Here is a 22330-nt window from a genome sequence, read left to right as displayed (position 1 = left end):
TTCCACAATTGATACCATCTTCAATATGCAAAGTCCTGGAAAACAGGATCTACCGTTTCATTCCAAGCCCCATGGTATAAGTCTAAAAGTTCATCACTTAACGTTCTCCCTGACTGGGCTACCTTGGCGAGCGGAACTAAGAAACCCGTTTCATCAGTTCCAGCGTTATCCACACAACCTCTCCGACCAAGACCCTCCCGCGCCAACTCTACTACCTTCTTTGCCAACTCACGCACCGGCATCCCCCTGAATGAACCAGCCATCCCATGTCCACCCGCTTCGCCTCTCAATTCCCGTACCTCCTCAAAACTCCAATCCGCAATGATATCCCATGCCTGATCCAAGCTCGTCGAATCGTATAGCAACCCAACCCAAAGAGCCGGCAACGCACACAACTGGTTCCAGGGACCCGCGTCTGCCCCACGCATTTCTAGAAATTGCTTCAGCCGCACTTCTGTGAATATGGTGGTTAAATGATCTGACCAATCCTTCAACGTGGGCAGTTCACCTGGTAGGCCCGGTAATTTCCCTTTCAAAAAATCACGAAAGGATTGCCCGCTTACGTCCAAATAACGGCCATCCCTAAAGACAAAATACATGGGGACATCTAAAGCAAAATCGACGTATCTCTCAAAGCCCATACCTGTTTCAAAAACAAATTGTGGGATTTCACATCGGTCAGGGTCCGTATTGAACCAAGCATTGGACCGAGTGCTTACATAACCGCTTGGCCGACCATCAACAAATGGTGAGTTTGCAAACAACGCCGTCGCTATAGGCTGTAAAGCAAGACCAACCCGGAATTTTTTTACCATGTCAATTTCGCTCTCAAAATCCAGATTGACCTGAACAGTGCAAGTTCGCAACATCATATCCAGTCCGTGCTTCCCTTTCTTTGGCATATAACCACGCATGATGTCGTAACGTTGTTTGGGCATCACTGGAATTTGCTCGCGCCCCCACTTAGGTTGCATTCCAATTCCAATAAAACCCACCTTCAGGTCACTGGCTACTTCTCGCACTTGAGAGAGATGGGAATTAACCTCAGCGCACGTCTCATGAATATTTTTTAATATGGCCCCCGAAAGCTCAAATTGACCGCCGGGTTCCAGGCTTATGGACTGTCCCTCCATAGTGAGGCCTATAATATTATCCCCCTCCAGGATTGGCTTCCAGCCAAACCGCTCTAAACCCTGCAGCATGGCTCGGATTCCATTGGTTCCACCATACGATAAAGGAGAAAGATCGGATAAATGATAGCCGATTTTTTCGTGCTCCGTGCCAATGCCCCACTCACTCCGAGGCTTGCAGCCACTTTCTAGGTATTCAATCAAACTAGCTCGATCAGAAATCAACCCATCAGCTATAGTCTCTTGTGCCATCCCATCTTCCGTTCTTCGGGGACAAATAAACAATAGGGCCTGTATATCTGGGATTTAACCCAAGGCCAACTAATGATCTCAACATGTCCGTTAGAGGCCGTCCCCTATTCAACCACGTGCCCCCTCCCAAAGTGATAGTGCCATCAACCCCGCCGTATCAGAACGGAGTATTCGTGGACCCAAATCTATAGCCTTAGTGAAAGACTGCGCGGTTAAGAATTCCCGTTCACTTTCTTCAAAGCCACCCTCCGGCCCGATTAGAAATGCCGCTTTAGTCAAGTCGGACCCGAACGCTCTTAAGGCCGGAACACCGCCCCCACTTTCATCTCCCCAGAATAGTGTCCGACCTGGTTGCCAACTCAATATTACCTCTGACAAAGGGCTGAATTCAGCAACCTTTGGAAGAGTTAAGCGCCCACATTGCTCCGCCGCCTCAATAGCATTTGCTAAAATGCGTTTTTTGGCTACCCGACGGACTATTGTTCGCCGCGTCTGGACGGGACAGATAACCTCAACCCCCAGTTCAACCGATTTTTGCACCAGAAAGTCCAGCCGATATTTTTTTACCGGTGCAAACAATAACCAAGGACCCTCTTCAACGACTTGTGGTCGGGCAAGAGCTATTAGGAGCAAGCTGCAACCTTTACGCGCAGAAAACCTAACCTCTGCAAGCCACTCTCCATCTGAACCATTAAAAACAGCTATTCGCCCCCCCTCTGAAATTTTTAGGACATTCCTTAGATAATGGCTTTGGGAGGCAGTAGCTGGAATAATCTCTCCCTCACCTAGACTAGCGCCTACCCAAAGACGAGTAGCCACCACAACCTGGGGGCTACTTGCCATCGTTAGCTAGAAGCAAAATAAAGAGGTTGCGAGTATTCAGGTTCAATACCATGTTACACTTTCTCGAAAATGTTCACCCAACTAACCTTCGCGGCCTAATTAGCCAATGACAAATCATCCTTATTACATATCTTACTGGCACAAGTCTCTCCCCTATTTGCGCCTAATGCGGGCCGACGCCCCAACCGGTTATTGGCTTTTGCTTTGGCCATGTTGGCTGGGGCTAGCTATTTCTGACGCGAGCTATGAATCTCTGCCATTATTTTTGTTCCTATTTCTTCTGGGCACACTATGCATGCGAAGTGCGGGCTGCATTATCAACGATATTGCGGACCGCGATTTTGATCGTCGGGTCATCCGAACTAGCAACCGACCGCTGGCCAGCGGAGAAATCCCAATCAGCCACGCGATTCTGCTATTAGTCATTCTGTGTATTCTCGGGTTAATCGTCTTAACTCAATTCAACAAAACGGCCATCTGGGTTGGCGTGGCGGCTGTTCCGCTCGTCCTTGTATACCCTTTTATGAAAAGGATCACCTGGTGGCCACAACTCTGGCTAGGCTTCACTTTTAACTGGGGGGCGCTCCTCAGTAGTGCCGCTGTGGCAGGACAAATTTATCCTTGGGCGATCGCTCTTTACATATCTGGCATATTCTGGACGCTTGGTTATGACACAATCTATGCCCACCAAGACAAGGATTCCGACATTTTAATTGGCGTTAGATCTTCCGCTCTACGATTAGGAACGAAAAGCAAACCAATAATCGCCCTATTCTACGCCTTATCTCTAATTTGCCTCTATATCTCGGTGGAGTTAGCCGGCCTCGCCTGGCCCGCCTTTGTCGGACTAGTTGCTGGCGGCCTACATCTGGTTTGGCAAATCCAAAAGGTGAACTTGGACGATCCAAAAAGCTGCCTTACAATGTTTCAGTCCAACAATAGATTTGCTGCGATAATGTTTATAGGATTTATTACTGGGTAAACTGGGGAGAAATACTTTAGCGCAAATGTTAGCGCTAAGACCAGAGTATATTAATTTTGGATCTAGGAAAGACATTAATGCCATACGCAAGCTTAGGTGAATTTTTATCTTTCTTAGAAAATAAGAAAGAACTTATTAGGGTTTCTGCCAAGGTTTCGCCTGAACTAGAAATTACAGAGATTCAGACCCGCTTATTAGCTCAGGGTGGCCCTGCTGTATTATTTGAAAACGTGGTAGGGCCAAATGGACCTTTTGAAATACCCATTCTAGCAAATCTTTTTGGGACTAAAAACCGCGTAGCTTGGGGTATGGGAAAAGAACCCCAGGAACTTCGACAATTGGGCGAAGCACTGGCCCTGATGCGTCAACCTGAGCCACCTGATGGATGGAAACAAGCTGCTGAAATGCTGCCCCTCCTTAAAGCTGCAATGACTATGAAACCTCGAGTTCTACGTAATGGGCCCATTCACGAAAAAATTATAACAGGAAAGGATGTTGATCTATCAACGCTGCCCGTACAAACCTGCTGGCCAAACGAACCTGCACCCCTAATTACATGGCCATTGGTGGTGACCTCAATCCATCCTGGCACGCCCATGGAGAAATTCAACTTGGGGATTTATCGCATGCAGGTGATCGGGAAGAACCAGACCCTCATGCTTTGGTTAAAACACAGGGGAGGTGCTCAGCACTTCAGAAAATGGTCGCAAAAAGAATCTGCGCCACTCCCCGCGGCAGTTGTAATCGGCGCGGACCCCGCGACTATACTGGCTGCTGTAGCGCCCATACCTGACACGATGTCAGAGTATCAATTTGCCGGTCTCCTAAGAGGAAAACGAACCGAACTTGTCGAATGTCAATCCGTACCATTGAAGGTGCCTTCCACTGCAGAAATCGTCCTAGAAGGGCACGTGTCTTTGAAGGATTTCAGGGAGGAAGGTCCGTTTGGCGATCACACGGGATATTACAATTCGAGAGAAAAATTCCCCGTGTTTACGGTAAGCACCATAACCACCCGCCAAAAGCCAATATATCTTTCTACCTTCACAGGCAGACCACCCGATGAACCCAGCATACTAGGTGAATCCCTGAATGAACTTTTTGTTCCCCTAATGGTCCAACAATTTCCAGAAATCGTGGATTTTTGGCTCCCACCTGAGGCCTGCAGCTATAGAATTGCCGTCGTCTCCATTAAGAAAAACTATGCTGGACAGGCTAAAAGGGTAATGATGGGAGTTTGGTCTTTCCTGCGCCAATTTCTATATACGAAAATAGTCGTCATCGTTGACGACGATATCAATGTGAAGGACTGGAAGGACGTCATGTGGGCAATTTCTACAAGAATGGACCCAGTACGAGACACCACTCTCCTAGAAAACACTCCTATTGATTATCTTGATTTTGCTAGTCCCGAATCTGGTTTAGGTGGAAAGATGGGGCTTGATGCCACAAATAAGATTCCTCCTGAAACCAACAGGGAGTGGGGAACCAAAATAATTATGGAAAAAAACACGATTGATAAAGTTAGCAAAAGATGGGCTGAATACGGACTTCCTGGTGAAGGAAAATCAATATGGGAGAGCGACACAAACTAGTCTATAAGACCAACTCTAGTTTGTAATAGCACCAATCCGATAGAATGTTGCCGTGGGGACTTGGGAGAGGAAACATGCTAAAGGCCTGTACATTAGTGAAGCGTATTCAGGGAATGGAGGTAGAAACATTCCAAAAATATTGGCTCGGCAAGCACGCCGATATTGTAAGAAAACTCCCGCTCGTGAAACGATATGTGCAATCCCATCCACTTCTCGGAGGGTATAGGAAAGGTGAATTGATTTATGATGGCCTTGCGGAGATATGGGTGGACAACACTGAGGCGCTGCGTTCCATGGCAAAATCGGATGCGTACAAAGCTGTGACAAAGGACGAAGCCAACTTCATTGATTCAAAGAATACCTCCCTACTCCTTACTGAAGAACATGTTCTAAAAGATGGAAAAATTCCAAAAGATGGCATCAAAAGCATAGGGCTTGTTACCCGCAAAAACGGAATGAGTGTTCAAGATTTCCAAACTTACTGGAAGAATATCCACGGGCCTATTGCAAATGAAATTCCCGTTGTACGCCGATACGTGCAATCCCACACAAAATTAGCTGGCTACAATCGAGAACCAAAACCTTCCTGGGATGGTATAGGAATCACCTGGTTCGATTCAGTGGATAAAATGCGGACGAGCATTGGCACTCCGGAATATGAATCTACTCTCGCGGATGGTGCAAACTTTACAGAGACAACCTCTCAAAACCTCATGCTAACCCGAGAACACTTTATTATAGAGTGACATCCGGACACTAGAATAGGGGTTCCCCGGCTCGAGGTTGTGCTTTACCCCTACTTGGTTTCCAGACAACCGATGGAAAGTTTAGTAAATGCGAATGCAAGAATCGAAAATAGCACTCCTAACTGACCTTATCGCAGAGGCCCGCAAGGCTGGCGCAGACGCTGCCGACGCCATAATATTCGAATCGGAATCTCTCAGCGTTTCGTGGCGCCTTGGCAAAAAAGAGGGCGTTGAAAGGGAAGAATCCCATGATCTTGGCCTTAGAACTCTCGTGGGAAAGGGACAGGCAATTGTATCCTCCACAGACTTAAAAACTTCGACCCTGCAGGACCTGATAGATCGCGCGATCACCATGGCCCGAAATGCGCCCGCGGATCCATATTGCGAAATTGCCTCAACCGAAGCTCCCCCAACAACCCAGACTGATCTCGAACTATATGACCCGAGAGAAATTTCTCCAGAAGACCTATTCGATCTGGCAAAAGAAACCGAAGACGCAGCCCGTTCGGTGGAAGGGGTAACAAATTCGGAAGGCGCAGAAGCAACTAAGAATAAAGGGCATATTGCGTTGGCTAATTCCGCCGGCTTTGCGGGCGAGTATTCAGTAACTAATTTTGGTGCATCAGTATCCGTGATAGCCGGGCAGGATACGGCAATGGAAAGGGACTATGAATATTCTTCGACCCGTTTCTTTGAAGACCTCATGTCGCCCTTGGCTATTGGGAGAAGCGCTGGAGAAAAAGCCATCGCACGACAGAATCCGCAAAAAGTCAAAAGCCAACAAGCCCCGGTTATTTTTGACCCAAGGCTGTCAGGCGGGCTACCCCGCCTGCTATCGGGACTTATTTCTGGAGCATCCATCGCTCGGGGCACCAGTGTTCTTAAAGACAAATTGATGGAAAAAATCTTCCCTGAGACCGTCTCCATTTGTGATGATCCACACCGCCTGAGAGGACTTGCCTCTCGTCCCTTTGATGGTGAAGGCCATATTGGTGAAACGAGAAAGGTAGTTGATAAAGGCGTCCTGACCACTTGGCTCATGGACACACGATCTGCCAACCAATTGGGCCTAGATAGCACCGGCCACGCTATCCGTGGGCCATCTAGTGCTCCTAGCCCGGGACCAAGCAACCTCTACATGATGGAAGGACAAATCAGTCGAGACGAGCTTATTGCAGAGGTTAAGAATGGCTTCTACATAACAGAAATGATGGGAATGAGCTTTAATAGTCTGACGGGGGATTACAGCAGAGGAGCCTCTGGGTTCTGGATCGAAAATGGGAGCATTGCATTTCCTGTCAATGAAATGACGATAGCTGGCAACATACTCGACATGTTTGCCAACTTGACAGTGGCGGATGACCTATCGTTCAAATATTCAACTAACGCTCCCACTATTCGAGTAGACGGAATGACTATTGCCGGAACCTAGCGCTATTATTTCTGGGATCGGGCTGCATAGACATTGACCTTGTCTCGAGCCACCCGGATACGTACCGGCAACTGGGCAAGTACATCACCATCTATTTGAACCGGCTGCCCTTTGGGCCCTTCTACAATAATTTCGTCTGCACCAACTAGATGGAAACCTTTGAGCTTAGATAAAAAACCAAACATTATTCCAAACACGTAGATCGGCAAGGTTAGTCGGCCTAGGGTCCTGAACAACCCAATTTGCAAGCCAGGTCCGCCAACGTCAGCATCAGGGGCCCAAACCATACGACCAGCGTAATATTTCCCATTTGCAAGCAAAACTGAACCTACGATATATCTCTTTCCCCCGAGAACAACCTTATGTTTTGGGAACGAACCCAACAGGTACTCCATTAACCCCGCCAAAGCATATGCGGTTTTTCCATGGAGTTTCTTGATACCCATAGATACACGCGAAATAGCATTTGCGTCAAAACCAACCCCAGCGGTAACAAGAAAGACACGTTCACCATCCCTACCTATAACCTTCCCCAAAGAAATCGATCGCTTGGTTCCACTCAAAAGAGCGGCCACTGTGGATGCCACAGAATTTTTTATGCCGAGTTCGCTGGCAAGCAGGTTCACACTTCCTGTTGGGATCACACCAATGGGGATGTCCAGCTTTTCCCCTCCGACCAACCCGTTCACAACCTCATTTATAGTGCCATCTCCACCTGATACAATAACTAGGTCAAATGCAAAATTCCTCCTACCAATCTTTGATGCAATGATCTCTGCGTCTCCAATGCTAGAAGTCTCACGAATGCGAATCTCCCAACCTAAAGAGCTTAGTTTCTGCACAACCAACTTAGACAACGTCGGATCGCGGTTGCCCGCCACCGGATTTAAGATAACCAAAGCCTTCTTAGGCCTATTTTTACCACCCTGAGGCACTCGCTTAATCCACTCTTGTTCTCATCAAAACAACCTATAGGCTACAATAAGGTGTGTATTGAGTCGAAGCCACATGTCCGGGTATTGTCAACAAAATAGGGAAGTCAAAATATGCTACCAGACAGGCGGGAGAGCAATGTGACATGGGAGAGAGCGTGAACTACATTAGCACTCGTAATACTAATGAGATATTGGGCTTCAACGAAACCTTGCTGACGGGCCTTGCACCCGATGGGGGACTTTATGTACCGTCAGAATGGCCAAAGATACGAACAGAGGATCTAGATTCGCTTCAACTCGGCTATGCCAACCTAGCAGCGCAAATATTAAAACCTTTTGTAGGTGAAGACATAGACGATCCAACTCTTCAAACTATTACCTCCGAAGCCTACTCAGAATTTGTCTGTAAAGAAGTCGCACCACTAGTTGAAATAGGGCCTTCCCTTTGGCTTCTTGAACTATTCCACGGCCCGACCCTGTCATTTAAGGATTTTGCCCTGCAAGTAGTTAGCAGAATGTTCGATTATGTTCTTTCGCAAAAAGGCGAACATATTACTGTCATAGGCGCGACTTCTGGCGATACTGGTTCTGCCGCTATTGAAGCATGCAAGAANCGCCAGAATATTGACCTTTTCATGCTCCATCCTTTGGGAAGGGTCTCAGAAGTCCAAAGAAGGCAGATGACATCTGTCGACGCTGCTAATATCCACAATATAGCGGTGAAAGGTACTTTTGATGATTGCCAGAGCCTAATAAAGGAAATGTTTGGGGACCCCCACTTCAATAAAGAACTATCTCTCGCTGCTGTTAACTCAATTAATTGGGCGCGTGTGATGGTACAAGTGGTGTATTATTACGCAGCATTCATGAAGTTGAGAAATAAGCTCCTAGCCTTTTCTGTGCCCACAGGAAACTTTGGCAATGTATACGCAGGCTACGTTGCAAAATGCACGGGCCTCCCTAGCAAGGAGCTTCTTGTAGCCACCAACCAAAACGATATACTCCATCGGGTATTGACCACGGGCACGTACCAGACAGAGCCTGTTATGCCGGGAATATNCCCAAGTATGGATATCCAAGTCGCGAGCAACTTCGAACGATATCTCTTCGAATTACAAGGAAGGGACCACGACGCACTCTGCCAAAACATGGAAGCACTGAAGGATGATGGAAAATTTACCATAACATCTGACCATATAGGGGGTGCCAGAAAATGCTTTTCTAGCTCATCCATCGATGAAGCAGAAACATTACGGGAAATGGAGCTTGTTTACAGTGAGACAGGCAATNTCATTGACCCCCATACTGCAGTAGGAACGGCTGCTGCCAGAAAGTCTGATTACAGGGAGATTGGACCCATGGTATGCTTAGCGACAGCCCATCCAGCCAAATTCTCTGAATCCGTGATTAAAGCAACCGGCAAAAGGCCGTCCATCCCAGACCGACTGCTATCTGCTTTGGAATCAAAGGAAAGATACGATATATTGGAATGCGAAATCCTAAAAATTCAATCCTATATCCGTCAACGCAGTAGGCGTTTTCATAAAATTTAACTTTTTGGAAAAAATATGGCAACACGTGAATCGGTACAGTTGAGCACTCTCGAGAACGGTCTGCGCATTATTAGTGAATCAACCAGCACCNTGGAGACTGCTTCGGTCGGCGTNTGGGTTAATNCCGGNTCCCGCCANGAGACNAAAAACAACAATGGCATTTCTCACCTTCTCGAGCATATGGCNTTNAANGGCACCACCACCCGCACAGCCAGGAANATTGCGGAGGAAATTGAGAATGTAGGCGGCCATTTGAATGCATACACTTCCAAAGAGCAGACAGCATATTATGCTAAAGTACTCAGGCATGACCTCCCTCTAGCCACAGAAATTCTCTCCGACATTTTGGAAAACCCAACTTTTTCGGAGGACGAATTAGCCAAAGAAAAAGAAGTAGTGATTCAGGAAATGGGGCAAACGCGTGATACACCAGATGAGATCATTTTTGACCAGTTTCAGGAATTGGCTTACCCGGATCAACCTATCGGCCGCCCTATCTTGGGAACTGCCAAAAATGTGCGAGCTTTTTCCCCTAAATCTCTCTCCGAATATATGGCGAACCAATACACCCCGGATAGAATGGTAGTATCCGCGGCTGGCAACCTTAAGCACGAGGATCTTGTAGATTTGACGGCCAATTTTTTCCAGAAAAGAGACCCTGCACCTGACCGAGACCTTGATCAAGCGGAATATGTGGGGGGCTTTGTGCAAGAACAGCGTGATCTCGACCAAATGCATATTGTGCTGGGCTTTGACGGTCTAGCATATGAGGATGAAGACTACTACGCTCTTCAGGTTTTTTCCGTCCTGTTTGGCGGTGGAATGTCATCTAGATTATTTCAGAAAATTAGGGAAGAGAAAGGTTTGGCATACTCTGTCTACTCCTTCGCGACGAGCTATGCCGATGGGGGCCTGTTNGGTATTTATGCTGGGACAAGTCAAGAGGCAACTGCTGAACTTGTGGAAACCATCTGCCATGAATTGAAAGAAGTCACTAAGCATATAACAAACACAGAAACTTCGCGCGCTTGTGCTCAGTTGAAATCTGGTTTGTTAATGTCACTGGAAAGCACATCCTCGAGATGCGGACAATTAGCCCGACAAGTGTTACTATTTGGAAGACCTCTATCGCATGAGGAAATCATAAAGAAAATTGACGCTGTAGACTCCAAACAACTAATGCAAGTGATACAAAAAATCTTGTCCCGCGGATGCCCAACCATGACTACATTGGGTCCTAAAACCGATAGCGATCAATTCTCACAATTTCAAGCGAGTCTCCAAATATGAAACCCACAGAAAGCTGCGNTTCGANCTACCATCTTGACGTGAGAAATCTAATCTGTCCTCTGCCGGTGCTAAAAACCAAAAAGTTTATTAAAAATTTATCGCCCGAGGAAGTGCTAGTTGTGGNAGCCACTGACCCAAGTTCAGTCGCTGATCTTAAAACGTTTTGCCAAGTGACAGGCCATTCTCTCGAAGAATGTGTAGCAGAAGAGGGTGAATACAGGTTTCGCATAAAGGTAAAAAAATGATTGCCTTGTTCAAATCACTATCCCAAGCAATCAAGGGAAACCCCATAAGGGCTGGCCGAGTTTATATGAGACCGCCCCAACGCCGAGATTGCTGGAAGTGGNTAGAACTCAGGAAAGATAGCCAGCAATTCCTGCAGCCATGGGAACCGACCTGGCCCACCGACTCCCTTACTAGGAAAGCTTATTTTCGCCGACTAAAAGCCCATGCCCTTCACAGCAACAGGGACCTTGGTTACACTTTTCTAGTATTTAGACAGGTGGACGGGGCCTTAATAGGTGGAGTGGCTATAAACGATGTCCGGAGAGGTGTGGCGCAGAGCTGCAGCATTGGCTATTGGGTGGGACAAAGCTATGCCGGCAAAGGATATATGACAGAGGCCCTTTCTGGAGTGCTTCCTGTGATCTTTTCGAGACTTAGGATCCACCGCATTGAAGCTGCCTGTCTCCCTAATAACGATGCAAGCCAGGCACTTCTAAAAAAAGTAGGGTTCCGCAAAGAAGGTTTTGCACGAAGGTACTTAAAAATAAATGGCGTTTGGCAGGACCATATCTTGTTCGGCCTTCTTGAAAGTGATACGCGAATTGAACCCATTTCAGAAATACGCCAAGAAAAAAAGAATGGCACAAGACAACTCAACAGAAAGCGTCTTGAAACCTCGCCATCTGCCGCACAAANCTAAAACAGCCGAGTGCCCATCACTCTAGGCACTGCCGATTTCACTAGACAACGTACTAAGGTCTATTCCAGCCCTAGAGGTTGCAAGAGACCACTTTTGAGAGTGCTTTTCACCAAATAATATTTCCGTTTCTGGCACCCCAAACATCCAGCTGTTTCCCTGAATTTCTGCATCAAGTTGTCCTGGCCCCCATCCCGCATAACCTAACGCAAAGAGCGAGTTCTTAGGCCCACATCCGGACGCGATAAGTCGAAGAATATCTATTGTCGCCGTCAGGTTGACCCCGCCTTTGATTACCAGAGTGTCCTCACAACTATAGTCTGCGCTATGCAGCACAAACCCTCGTTCTGCCTCAACAGGCCCACCAAAATGAACCTGCCTTTTTGATTGCGNATGGCCGGTCTTAATATNCATAGCCTCCAACATATCCAAAAAATTTACTTCCTCCATAACCTGGTTTACGATTAGACCCATTGCCCCATGCTCATTATGGCTGCATAAATATATAACACTTTGAGAAAATCGTGGGTCTAGCATTGCCGGCAAGGCAATGAGTAGCCGTCCCNCCAAGTATCCTTCATGTTGGTGCACTGTATTGATCATTTCAACTATGCTTTTCGTATAAGTTTGGTAATTATAAAAAAATAATATAAAGGGATTATCGAGTACCACGCCACTTCCATACAATACATTCACTCGATTATTTTACTCATAATGAAGTATTCGTTAAACCATACATATATATCCTTCCTGGGCTTTTTACTTATTTGTATGGGCTTTGGNAACACAGCGCGATCGGACGGGGAGTTTTCTTCAGGATGGGACTCGAGGGAATTTGCGGAAGTCAGATTAATTTCTGGTACATCAGGAATTGGCAACGGAACTGATATCAAATTAGGGCTGGAGTTTTCCCTTAAACCAGATTGGAAAATTTATTGGAGAAGCCCTGGAGACTCCGGGTCGCCGCCAATTATAGAAAGATCGCAATCGGTTAATCTTGAATTAATAGAAATGAAATGGCCCTGGCCAGAACGCTTTGATGAGGGCAACAACCTTACAACCATTGGATACAAANACCATGTCATTTTTCCGATAACTGCCAAAGCCAGGGACCCTCTTAAACCCTTGGATCTTCGATTCATAATAGAATACCAGGTTTGCAAAACAATTTGCATACCAGTATCAACTGAGTTGNCTATTTCGGTGCCGCCTGGCGACCAAAAGCCCACAAAATATGCCTCGCTAATTGGAGAATTCGAGGAAAAAGTCCCTATGGCTGCTGGGGAGTCCATCACGAATATTGACTCTATTTACATACCGGAAACCGAGAACACAGGAACCCTTTTAATCAATGTCACTCGCCATANNCCCTTCACTACTCCCATCATATTTCTTGAAGGACCAGGCGCTTATCGTTTTGGTGTGGAAACAGTCTCCCTTTCCAATTCTTCCCTTAAAGCTGAATTCTCCGTGCCAGTATCAAATGTGAAAGGGGATAACCTAAAAAACTTCGAACTTCTGATTACATTGGTCGATGTCGGATCTGCCAAAGAGCTCTCTCACACAGTAGGAGCGATAGCCCAATCAGATCCACGGAAAAACAGTCTAACAATGCTCAGTATTTTATTTACTGCACTCATTGGTGGCCTGGTTCTAAACCTCATGCCGTGTGTACTGCCCGTTCTGTCAATAAAAATTCTCAGTGTCCTAAAGAGTGCCGGCCAAAGTAGACTAAAAATACGTCTGAGCTTCCTCGCTTCGGTTGGTGGCATTCTATTCTCTTACCTACTTCTTGCATTAGGAACCATCCTAATAAGAAATTTAGGAAACTCCGTCGGATGGGGCCTGCAATTCCAGGAACCACTTTTTCTAGTATCATTAGTCTTAGTACTTACAGTTTTCTCATGTAATTTATTNGGGTTCTTTGAAATCGGTGCGCCATCCTACTCAAACAACCCACGAGGATCTTCAAATAATAGAGAAAAATCAAGGTGGCTCACTCAAAGCTTTTTTACAGGCGCATTAGCCACGTTGATGGCCACCCCCTGTTCGGCACCATTTGTAGGCACCTCAATCAGCTTTGCTCTCAGCCAAGGAGCCACAGAAATACTTCTGATATTTGCCATGTTGGGTTTAGGCATGGCTATGCCCTATCTACTTTTTGCAGCAAACCCTAATTTAGTAAACAGGCTCCCTCGACCTGGCAAGTGGATGATCCAACTCCGTATCATTCTAGGATTTTTTTTAGCGGCTACGGCTGTATGGTTACTGGTAATTTTGTCACATCAAACCACTATAGACCTGGCATTTTTCATCGGAACCATTGCGGTGCTCTGCGGTATAAGTATGAAATTGATATCCTCCATAATGGGTAACAAAAAGCTTTTGCTATACACTCTGACCTTAGTAGTTAGCGGGTGCAGTATGGCGTCATTCGTAGTCAGCGCCCCCTCTGAAGACAAGAGGCGGGAATCTACTTCCAACTCACAGTGGTCCAGTTGGATTGAACTGGATGCAAGTAAAATTCCCGACCTTGTAACTTCTGGAAAAATTGTATTTGTGGACATAACAGCGGACTGGTGTCTAACCTGCAAAATAAACAAAGTACTGGTTTTGGATAGTCCTGCGATTATAAATAAGCTGGATTCNCCAAATATTGTCAAAATGCGAGGCGATTGGACAAAAAGAAATCCGGATATCCAAAATTATCTGTTNAGCTTTAACCGATATGGGATCCCGTTTAACGCCGTGTATGGGATTGGTGCTCCTACTGGAATAGCGCTACCAGAATTATTGACAAAAACGAACATATCCCATGCANTGGAGATGGCGCGCGGGGACGAGAANATTCCGGGAAAGTGAGGCAAGAAGTGCACTCCATCAAGAAACCCTCTGCTCGCCTAGTGGCTAGCCTTGGCATCATGGATGCCAAGACCTTTAGTCAAGCACAAGTGCGTGATATCGTGCAGTCGAGCGAGCTCTGTTGCTCTACCAAAACATTATATAAACACTTAGGAGAGAAAATATGNCCATCAAAGTCGGAGAAAAAATTCCTTCAGTTACTCTAAAATATTTAGGAGTTGATGGAATGGAAGACATTGACACAGAAAAACTTTTGAGTGGAAAAAAGACTGTCTTATTTGCCGTGCCAGGCGCATTCACGCCAACCTGCTCTGCGAAGCACGTTCCCGGATTTCTCGCTCATGCCTCTGAGATCAAGGCAAAAGGAGTCGATCAGATCATCTGTTTATCAGTTAATGATGCATTCGTCATGGATGCATGGGGAAAGGATCGCGGCGCCACTCAAGACATTATGATGCTTGGCGATGGCAATGGCGACTTAACTCGCCTGCTCGACCTTACAATGGACGGCTCCGGCTTTGGCCTCGGCACGCGATCCCAGAGATACGCCATGATAATAGAGGATGGGAAGGTTACAACTCTAGAAGTAGAAGAAGGTCCCGGCCTTAATAATTCCAGTGCGGAGCACATCCTTACTAAACTATAGATTCTCAGTATTAGACTGTACCAGCCTAAGCCTATTCCAATACATTAGCTGCCACAGTCAATCAACTGTACAGCAAGGAAGACAAATTTCATCGACTTGTTTTACTCGACGCCTTCCTCGATGCCCTGGCGAGCTAATGCATCCGCTCGTTCATTCCCCGGATGTCCAGAGTGACCCTTGACCCATTCCCACTCGATTTCATNGGGTCCAGCAGCCTCGAGCAAGCGTTTCCAAAGATCAACATTCTTGACTGGCTTTTTCCCTGCCGTACGCCAGCCATTAGTCTTCCAATTGTGAATCCATTTGGTAATACCATCCTTCAGATAATTAGAATCGGTCGATAACCTTACTTTGCTTGGCCGCGTCAGCGCCTCAAGAGCCTTTATAGCTGCCAACAATTCCATCCTGTTGTTAGTGCTACCACTTTCCCCGCCGAATATTTCCTTCTCCACACCTGCAAAACTCAACAAAGCGCCCCACCCCCCGGGGCCTGGATTCCCTGCACATGCTCCATCTGTAAAGATTCTCACTATGGAAGTTTTAGCCATTTTTTTGGGGGGATCCGTAGTCAGAGGCGCTGGCAACATTGCGGTGGAAGAGTAGTTTTCTATAATACTCCAAAGGATCTTTTGTCATGCCAATCATCGTCACAGGCGCGTTGATCTGATCGTAAAGCCTGGTCAACAAAAACCGTAGCGCCGACCCTCGGCAAAGAATTGGCAAAAACTCAAACTCGGTGCTGGTCAAAACTCGCCTACTACAATAACCCCTTATTAGTGATTCTGAACGTTGCCTATCGAACCCTCCATTAACATCAAATCCCCACGCATTAAGACAGACACTAAGGTCGTAGACCAAAAAGTCTCGACAAGAGAAATAAAAATCAATCACACCAGATATTTTCCCGTCGAAAAACAGGACATTATCGGGAAATAAGTCACCGTGAATGACGCCCTGCGGAAGATNTTCAGGCCAGTGCCCAGAAAGATATTGAATTTCATCTTCTAAGTCTGCCGTAATACCAGGAGACACCAGATCCCCTTCCGCACCGATTTGCNTCAATAAATTCGGCCAATCTTTNAACGNCAGGCTATTAGAACGCCCTCCGGAGAAGTTTAAGCTCGCATTATGCACGTTAGCAAGCATAGATCCAACTAAACCGCAATGCCTGAGGGTCGGCTCAGAAATACTAGTTCCCGGCAAATGGCTTAGCACAGCTGCTGGCTTCCCATGCAGTTGAACAAGGGCTTGACCATCCTTAGCTACTATAGGCACAGGACAGCATATTCCCTCTCCAGATAAAAACCCCATTAAATCCATGAAGAAGGGCAGGTCACTATGAGCAACACGACGCTCAAAAATTGTCAGAATGAAACGGCCCCTCTCTGTCCGTAAACGATAATTAGAATTTTCAACCCCCTCAGGGATTTCCGATACCTCCAAGCACTCCCCCAATTGATATTGGGAAAGAAAGGCTTGCAACTCCTGGTCATTTATCTTTGTATAAACTGCCACTGTTCCGGAACCACTCTAACTNTTTTAATGGACACAGTAAAAAGACCTTTAATAAGCTAATACAACCTATGAAATCATTGCTCTACCCACACAGTTATAGAAGCATGGATATAGTTCGGTTATTAACTACCAAAGGCTGGTGGAAAAGTACAAGGTGTATCCTAGAAAAGTACGATGATGGTCCAGGAAAAAAATATATTTGTATAACACAACGAGGATTGTGGAATGCCAAAAGCAAACCTGTCTAAAGGTGTGGCTCTTAAATGATACACCCGCCAATACACTTGCTTAAAATATTAGCCCTCGCGTCTTTTGCATTGGCAATCGCCTCCTGCTCTTCTGACTATATCCCTTCTCAAAAGGCTATAGAGGAAAAACTGAATATTTTTGAAACCCAAGAAGTCACCTGCCCCACAACTAGAATCTTACGAGATGGCGATACGTATCTCCTCTCTGGCGAGCAAAACACTACCCAAAATCCGAATCCCATTGCGAGAATTACAACTGTACAAATTTTCTGTAAGCTCGAGTATCTAAGTGAAAAAGAAAAAAATCCGCTGTCGAAATTCGCGATTCTAGCAACGGAGGTAGAAATATCTATATTATACCTTTCTGATTCATCCAAAGAACAAGCGATGATCCAACCCCTTCCCTACTTTGTTGCTCTAACCAACCGATTCGGTAAAATCACCACAAAATCAGTTTTTCAAACCGAAGTGCCTCCGGAAAATGATCCTCCATCTGGGCAAATAATAGTGGTTGAGAATATTTTAGTAAAAATTCCAATTGATCATTTGGGTGAAGCAGAAGGCTACGAAATGTTGGTAGGATTTCAGCTTTCAGAGGAGCAAATGGAACACATCCGAAAAACGAAACATAAATAAGCATCGTGATTTAATGAGCTCTTGTTGACGCGGTGAAGTTACTGGCTATCATAGCAAATATCACCGCGGGAGATACTGGCCTTGNATAGGCTGGAGCCGAAGGAGCAACCGCCCCGGAAACTCTCAGGCAAATGGACCGCGGAGATGTTGAAACTCTGGAAAGCTGGCCTTTGAGCGTTATGTCCTAGGCCCCACCGAAGGAGTAAATCGCTGGATTTTTCCAGCGGCAAATCTCTCAGGTTCTCAGACAGAGGGGGCGCCATCGAGTGTTGTGCGTCTAAGCCCCTGGAGAGAAATTTGACCCAAGATCCCTCTGATAAACCCCCTTTACTTCAGTCNCCGCTGTCAGAATTTCATTTGTCACTAGGTGCGAAGATGACCCCGTTCGGGGGATTTCTCATGCCCCTAAATTATCCCGGAGGCATCCTCGCAGAGCACAAACATTGTAGAGCAAAAGCTTCCCTGTTCGATGTTTCCCACATGGGCCAGTTTACCCTTACAAGTCCATTAGGATTCGAGCACTTGGCAGCAGAACTCGAAACTCTTGTTCCGGGTAACCTTATTGGACTAAAGCCAGGACAACTATGCTACACGATGTTCACTAATAGACAGGGAGGAATAATCGATGATCTGATAATTGCACGCACACCCGATAATTTTCTCATTGTTGGGAATGCCAACAATCGAGACAAAGACCTCGGCACTCTGCGCGAAGGCCTATCCCAACACATTGACATAAAACAAGAAGAACGCGGCCTAATTGCCCTTCAAGGGCCGGATTCATCGAGGGTTCTATTACGTTACAGCACTCGGCCTGTGGATTTATCATTTTTGGAAGGAATGCAATCAACCATCTGCGGGCAATCCTGTTGGGTATCTCGCTCTGGATATACGGGCGAAGATGGTTACGAGATAGCAGCCGCCCCGGATTCCATACAGCATATCGCAAGAATACTTTCTCTAGACGAACAAGTTGCAATGGCTGGGCTGGGAGCCAGAGATACTCTTAGATTGGAAGCAGGACTGAGTTTGTGTGGACAAGATTTAACTGAAAATACCACACCTGTTGAGGCGGGACTGTCCTGGACCATAAATCACCGACGACGAGACGAAGCGAATTTCTCTGGAGCGGAAGTGATCTTAAAACAGCTGCGTGAAAAACCCCCACGAAGCAGGATTGCCCTCACTATAACAAACAAGGCTATAGCCAGAACGGGCGCACCCATAAAAAATAACTCCGGTGAGAAATGTGGAGAGATTACAAGCGGTAATTTCAGCCCAACCACCAACAACTCCATAGCCATTGGTTACGTTGAACGTAAGCGTCTAGGCTCAAAGGAAAATCCTAGGGTCACAATACGTGGCAAAGATATAGAGGCAATACCAGTTTCATTACCATTTGTGCCCCACCGCTATTATAGAAAATAGGAGAACTACTCGATGCCAAAAGCCAAATATACCAAGGACCATGAATGGGTGCGGTTAGAAGAAGGAAGCAGGGAGACCAAACAAATAGGAATCGTTGGAATAACGGATTTTGCACAAGAGCAACTTGGGGACATTGTTTATGTTGAGTTGCCAGAAATAGGCACAATCGTCCAAAAAGGAGGCGAAGCCGCCACAATAGAGTCTGTTAAAGCTGCAAGCGAATTTTTTTCTCCGATCAGTGGCAAAGTTATCAATATTAACAACGCTATCATAGATGATCCTGGGCTAATCAACAGTGATCCTCGAGAGGTAGGTTGGTTCTTTTCGCTAGAACTTACAGACGCCTCTGAGCTCGAAAGTTTAATGGACGAGACAGCATATGAGAACTTTGTGAACTCACTAAGTTAAGGATTACGGACTATGCGATACCTTCCTCACACCAAGCGGGAACGCGAACTTATGATGGAGAAAATAGGCATTAAAGATATTAACGAACTTTTTGATAAAGTTCCAGAATCTGCCTTGTCTACCTTCGCGCAAACCCTGCCCTCCCACACTGGGGAACTGGAGGTGACCCAGCACCTGCAAANGCTCGCAAAGCTTAACCTAGCCGCAAGAGACGCTCCTTTTTTCCTTGGTGGGGGAGCCTATCGGCATCACATTCCTGCAACAGTGGACTCACTCNTACAACGTGGCGAGTTTTTAACTTCCTACACACCGTACCAACCTGAGATTAGCCAAGGCACCTTGCAATCTATATTTGAATTTCAAACGCAGGTCGCACTCTTAACAGGCATGGAACTTGCGAATGCTTCCATGTATGACGGGTCTACTGCCTGCGCGGAAGCCGTTTTAATGGCTGGCCGTGTCACTAAACGAAACAACGTCATTCTTTCTGGCGGCCTTCATCCCTTTTACTGCGATGTAGTAGAAACATTGGCACAATTCTCCCAGCTCAACATTGAAAAGAGCCGACCTGAAGCACCTACCAAGGGCCATCATAGTACAACAGCATTGGAAAANCGGATAAATAAAGAAACAGCGTGTGTTGTAGTTCAATACCCCGACTTTTTTGGCTTGATTAGAGACTTTTCTCAACTGGGAGAACACTGTAAAAATGCCGGAGCACTCTTGATTATAGTGTTTAATGAACCGGTAGCATTAGCCGCCCTTAAAAGTCCGGGCGATATGGGGGCAGATATTGTTGTTGGGGAGGGCCAATCACTCGGTGTTGGACTAAACTTTGGGGGACCATATGTTGGGTTATTTGCAACTAGAACCCAATACTTAAGGCAAACTCCAGGACGCATAGCTGGCCAGACTGAGGACTTAGATGGCAAACGAGGTTGGGTACTGACGCTAAACGCCAGAGAACAACACATTCGGCGAGAAAAGGCCACCAGTAACATATGCACGAACTCGGGACTCTGCGCCCTCGCCTTCAGTATTCACCTTTCTCTTCTTGGGGAAAAAGGCCTATCCCATCTCGCCACTCTGAACCATGAGGCCGCCCTCTCAACGGCGGACAAATTATGCAAAATCAACGGCCTGGAAATACTAAATGAGACTTATTTTAATGAGTTCACGGTACGGCTACCAACATCTGCTGGACTATTAGTAGAATCTTTAGCCCAAAAGAAAATATTGGCTGGAGTACCGATTCGAAGACTCTACCCCAGCCGCGAAGACTTTGACAATCTGCTTCTAGTAAATGCCACTGAACTTACCAGCAAATCAGATATCGATCTGCTTACGGAGAGCATCTCGGAGGAGTTATCATGACCGAAAAGATAGCATCTAATAACCCAACAATTCCTTCGCAGGCAACCAACAAAGGACTTCACATCGAAGAGGCCCTTATTTTTGAGCAAGGCTCCACAGATCGNTCTGGTGTGGACCTACCAGAGATTAGCGGGAAATCAGATAGGCTTGGCAGCCTGAAAAGGCTCAACAAAATAGGGCTTCCAGGGCTGTCTGAACCAGAAATAGTCCGTCACTATACTAGACTTAGTAGGAACAACTACGCCATTGATATTGGACTTTACCCGCTGGGTTCGTGCACTATGAAGCATAATCCTCGCTTGAACGAGGCAGTTGCTCGGCTACCAGGCTTTTCCGATATACATCCATTGCAACCGCCGTCAACCGTACAGGGGGCTATGGCCCTAATAAAAGAANTAGAAGAATGGCTTACCGAACTCACGGGNTTCCCCACTATAGCACTATCTCCAGCCGCTGGCGCCCAAGGCGAATTGTGTGGGCTCATGGTAATCCGCTCCTATCTAGAAAAACAGGGAAACCCAAGAAAAATCGTACTTGTCGCGGATTCAGCTCACGGAACAAATCCCGCAACAGCAACAATGTGCGGNTACAAGACAAAACCTATACCTTCCAATCGCTTTGGCACGCTTGATCTAAAAGCTCTCGAAAATATGCTTGATAGCGAAGTAGCAGCAGTCATGCTAACTAACCCCAACACATGTGGATTATTCGAAGGAGAGATTCTGGAGATATCAAACGCCGTACATAAATCTGGCGCTTTGTTGTATTGTGACGGGGCAAACTTCAACGCTATCGTAGGAAAGGTTAAACCGGCAGACCTAGGCATAGATATTATGCACCTTAATTTACATAAGACTTTCTCCACACCTCATGGGGGAGGCGGACCTGGATCTGGTCCGGTAGCCATGACATCCGAATTGGCACCATTTGCGCCATTACCCTGGGTTGAGCACTCGAGCTCCGGATATACGATTACTGAACACCTGGGGGATCACTCGCAACAATCTTTTGGACGGATGCGAGCATGGCATGGGCAAATGGGAATGTTTGTCAGGGCCCTTTCCTATCTAATCAGTCACGGGGGGGATGGGCTACGCCAAATAGCTGAGGATGCTGTGCTAAATGCGAACTATATTCGACAGGGGCTGTGCAAACATTACTCAATGCCGTACCCGGGCACGTGTATGCACGAAGTACTCTGCGATGACCAAAATCTGAAACCAANAGGGCTGAAAACGCTGGATGTTGCCAAGGCACTAATTGATAAAGGGTTCCATCCTATGACCATCTATTTCCCGCTAATCGTTAACGGTGCTATGTTAATTGAGCCCACAGAAACTGAGACGAAGGAAACGCTTGATCAATTTATTGATGCAATGATCGCAATCGCANAAGATTCAAGCCCTGAAAAGATTACAGCCTTGCGGAGCACGCCCGTCCATACTCCCCGACGCCGGTTAGACGAAACAAAAGCCGCACGAAACCCCAAACTGCGGTGGCGACAGGATACAACTCAGAATTCAACTTAGACTG

Annotated in this window: 21 protein-coding genes and 1 riboswitch; of the genes, 15 read left to right on the top strand and 6 right to left on the bottom strand. The window is 46.4% G+C overall.

Going from position 1 to position 22330, the window contains the following annotated elements; translation table 11 throughout:
• Nucleotides 1-20: 20 nt before the first annotated feature.
• On the bottom strand, nt 21-1382 hold the full coding sequence (locus CMM32_06010) for a glutamate--cysteine ligase (protein ID MBT06456.1): 1362 nt from the start codon (nt 1380-1382) through the stop codon (nt 21-23).
• A gap of 108 nt (nt 1383-1490) precedes the next feature.
• Nucleotides 1491-2225 (bottom strand): 16S rRNA (uracil(1498)-N(3))-methyltransferase, encoded by a 735-nt coding sequence (locus tag CMM32_06005; protein MBT06455.1) that lies wholly within the window; start codon nt 2223-2225, stop codon nt 1491-1493.
• 106 nt (nt 2226-2331) lie between these two features.
• On the opposite strand from CMM32_06005, the gene CMM32_06000 reads away from it, so the two are divergent.
• From CMM32_06000 to CMM32_05985, 4 genes are all read left to right on the top strand, one after another.
• The gene (locus tag CMM32_06000) at nt 2332-3207 is read left to right on the top strand and encodes a 4-hydroxybenzoate octaprenyltransferase (GenBank protein MBT06454.1); all 876 of its coding nucleotides are present in this window, start codon (nt 2332-2334) and stop codon (nt 3205-3207) included.
• A 77-nt stretch (nt 3208-3284) separates the two neighbouring features.
• Nucleotides 3285-4802 (top strand): hypothetical protein, encoded by a 1518-nt coding sequence (locus CMM32_05995; protein ID MBT06453.1) that lies wholly within the window; start codon nt 3285-3287, stop codon nt 4800-4802.
• 44 nt (nt 4803-4846) lie between these two features.
• Nucleotides 4847-5548 carry a hypothetical protein gene (locus CMM32_05990; GenBank protein MBT06452.1) on the top strand — a complete coding sequence of 234 codons (702 nt, stop codon included), beginning with the start codon at nt 4847-4849 and terminating at the stop codon, nt 5546-5548.
• Between the two features lie 88 nt (nt 5549-5636).
• Entirely contained in the window at nt 5637-6980 is a 1344-nt protein-coding gene (locus CMM32_05985) for a modulator protein (GenBank protein ID MBT06451.1), read from the top strand.
• A gap of 5 nt (nt 6981-6985) precedes the next feature.
• On the opposite strand, the gene CMM32_05980 is transcribed toward CMM32_05985, so the two are convergent.
• Nucleotides 6986-7924, bottom strand: coding sequence for a lipid kinase (locus tag CMM32_05980; GenBank protein MBT06450.1), 939 nt, complete (start codon nt 7922-7924; stop codon nt 6986-6988).
• Between the two features lie 134 nt (nt 7925-8058).
• Between CMM32_05980 and CMM32_05975 the strand changes: the two genes are divergently transcribed.
• From CMM32_05975 to CMM32_05960, 4 genes are all read left to right on the top strand, one after another.
• A complete protein-coding gene (locus CMM32_05975) occupies nt 8059-9468 on the top strand; it encodes a threonine synthase (protein MBT06449.1) in 1410 nt (469 codons plus the stop codon).
• Nucleotides 9469-9483: 15 nt separating this feature from the next.
• Nucleotides 9484-10758 (top strand): peptidase M16, encoded by a 1275-nt coding sequence (locus CMM32_05970; GenBank protein MBT06448.1) that lies wholly within the window; start codon nt 9484-9486, stop codon nt 10756-10758.
• Complete coding sequence (locus tag CMM32_05965) at nt 10755-11003, top strand: response regulator SirA (protein MBT06447.1); 249 nt, start codon at nt 10755-10757, stop codon at nt 11001-11003. Before CMM32_05970 ends, CMM32_05965 begins: the two co-directional genes overlap by 4 nt.
• Nucleotides 11000-11683, top strand: coding sequence for a 30S ribosomal protein S5 alanine N-acetyltransferase (locus tag CMM32_05960; protein MBT06446.1), 684 nt, complete (start codon nt 11000-11002; stop codon nt 11681-11683). Before CMM32_05965 ends, CMM32_05960 begins: the two co-directional genes overlap by 4 nt.
• Nucleotides 11684-11704: 21 nt before the next feature.
• On the opposite strand, the gene CMM32_05955 is transcribed toward CMM32_05960, so the two are convergent.
• Entirely contained in the window at nt 11705-12283 is a 579-nt protein-coding gene (locus CMM32_05955) for a hypothetical protein (GenBank protein ID MBT06445.1), read from the bottom strand.
• A gap of 111 nt (nt 12284-12394) precedes the next feature.
• Between CMM32_05955 and CMM32_05950 the strand changes: the two genes are divergently transcribed.
• Both CMM32_05950 and CMM32_05945 read left to right on the top strand, forming a co-directional pair.
• A complete protein-coding gene (locus CMM32_05950) occupies nt 12395-14542 on the top strand; it encodes a disulfide bond formation protein DsbD (protein MBT06444.1) in 2148 nt (715 codons plus the stop codon).
• Between the two features lie 163 nt (nt 14543-14705).
• Nucleotides 14706-15188 (top strand): peroxiredoxin, encoded by a 483-nt coding sequence (locus CMM32_05945; protein ID MBT06443.1) that lies wholly within the window; start codon nt 14706-14708, stop codon nt 15186-15188.
• 101 nt (nt 15189-15289) lie between these two features.
• On the opposite strand, the gene CMM32_05940 is transcribed toward CMM32_05945, so the two are convergent.
• Both CMM32_05940 and CMM32_05935 read right to left on the bottom strand, forming a co-directional pair.
• Complete coding sequence (locus tag CMM32_05940; GenBank protein MBT06442.1) at nt 15290-15736, bottom strand: ribonuclease HI; 447 nt, start codon at nt 15734-15736, stop codon at nt 15290-15292.
• Nucleotides 15729-16703 (bottom strand): homoserine kinase, encoded by a 975-nt coding sequence (locus CMM32_05935; protein MBT06441.1) that lies wholly within the window; start codon nt 16701-16703, stop codon nt 15729-15731. The genes CMM32_05940 and CMM32_05935 overlap by 8 nt, the downstream gene beginning before the upstream one ends.
• Before the next feature lie 263 nt (nt 16704-16966).
• On the opposite strand from CMM32_05935, the gene CMM32_05930 reads away from it, so the two are divergent.
• The 5 genes from CMM32_05930 to CMM32_05910 all read left to right on the top strand — a co-directional run bounded on the left by CMM32_05930 (nt 16967) and on the right by CMM32_05910 (nt 22326).
• A complete protein-coding gene (locus CMM32_05930; protein MBT06440.1) occupies nt 16967-17587 on the top strand; it encodes a hypothetical protein in 621 nt (206 codons plus the stop codon).
• Between the two features lie 56 nt (nt 17588-17643).
• A riboswitch (glycine riboswitch) is annotated at nt 17644-17736 on the top strand.
• Between the two features lie 148 nt (nt 17737-17884).
• Complete coding sequence (gcvT, locus tag CMM32_05925) at nt 17885-19015, top strand: glycine cleavage system protein T (protein ID MBT06439.1); 1131 nt, start codon at nt 17885-17887, stop codon at nt 19013-19015.
• Nucleotides 19016-19027: 12 nt separating this feature from the next.
• Nucleotides 19028-19423, top strand: a complete 396-nt coding sequence (gene gcvH / locus CMM32_05920; GenBank protein ID MBT06438.1) for a glycine cleavage system protein H — start codon at nt 19028-19030, stop codon at nt 19421-19423.
• 12 nt (nt 19424-19435) lie between these two features.
• Nucleotides 19436-20797, top strand: coding sequence for an aminomethyl-transferring glycine dehydrogenase (locus CMM32_05915; GenBank protein MBT06437.1), 1362 nt, complete (start codon nt 19436-19438; stop codon nt 20795-20797).
• Nucleotides 20794-22326, top strand: coding sequence for a glycine dehydrogenase (aminomethyl-transferring) (locus CMM32_05910; protein MBT06436.1), 1533 nt, complete (start codon nt 20794-20796; stop codon nt 22324-22326). The genes CMM32_05915 and CMM32_05910 overlap by 4 nt, the downstream gene beginning before the upstream one ends.
• The last annotated feature ends 4 nt before the right edge of the window (nt 22327-22330 follow it).

The sequence above is a fragment of the Rhodospirillaceae bacterium genome (assembly GCA_002728255.1).
GTDB lineage: Bacteria > Pseudomonadota > Alphaproteobacteria > UBA7887 > UBA7887.
This window is presented reverse-complemented; position numbering and strand designations above follow the sequence as displayed.

Bases quoted from the DNA above. Each gene is read 5' to 3' on its own strand.
- CMM32_05995 (MBT06453.1), top strand. From the start codon at position 3,285: ATGCCATACGCAAGCTTAGGTGAATTTTTATCTTTCTTAGAAAATAAG.
- CMM32_05930 (MBT06440.1), top strand. From the start codon at position 16,967: ATGATACACCCGCCAATACACTTGCTTAAAATATTAGCCCTCGCGTCT.
- CMM32_06000 (MBT06454.1), top strand. From the start codon at position 2,332: ATGACAAATCATCCTTATTACATATCTTACTGGCACAAGTCTCTCCCC.
- CMM32_06010 (MBT06456.1), bottom strand. From the start codon at position 1,382: ATGGCACAAGAGACTATAGCTGATGGGTTGATTTCTGATCGAGCTAGT.
- CMM32_05985 (MBT06451.1), top strand. From the start codon at position 5,637: ATGCGAATGCAAGAATCGAAAATAGCACTCCTAACTGACCTTATCGCA.
- gcvH (MBT06438.1), top strand. From the start codon at position 19,028: ATGCCAAAAGCCAAATATACCAAGGACCATGAATGGGTGCGGTTAGAA.
- CMM32_06005 (MBT06455.1), bottom strand. From the start codon at position 2,225: ATGGCAAGTAGCCCCCAGGTTGTGGTGGCTACTCGTCTTTGGGTAGGC.
- CMM32_05990 (MBT06452.1), top strand. From the start codon at position 4,847: ATGTTGCCGTGGGGACTTGGGAGAGGAAACATGCTAAAGGCCTGTACA.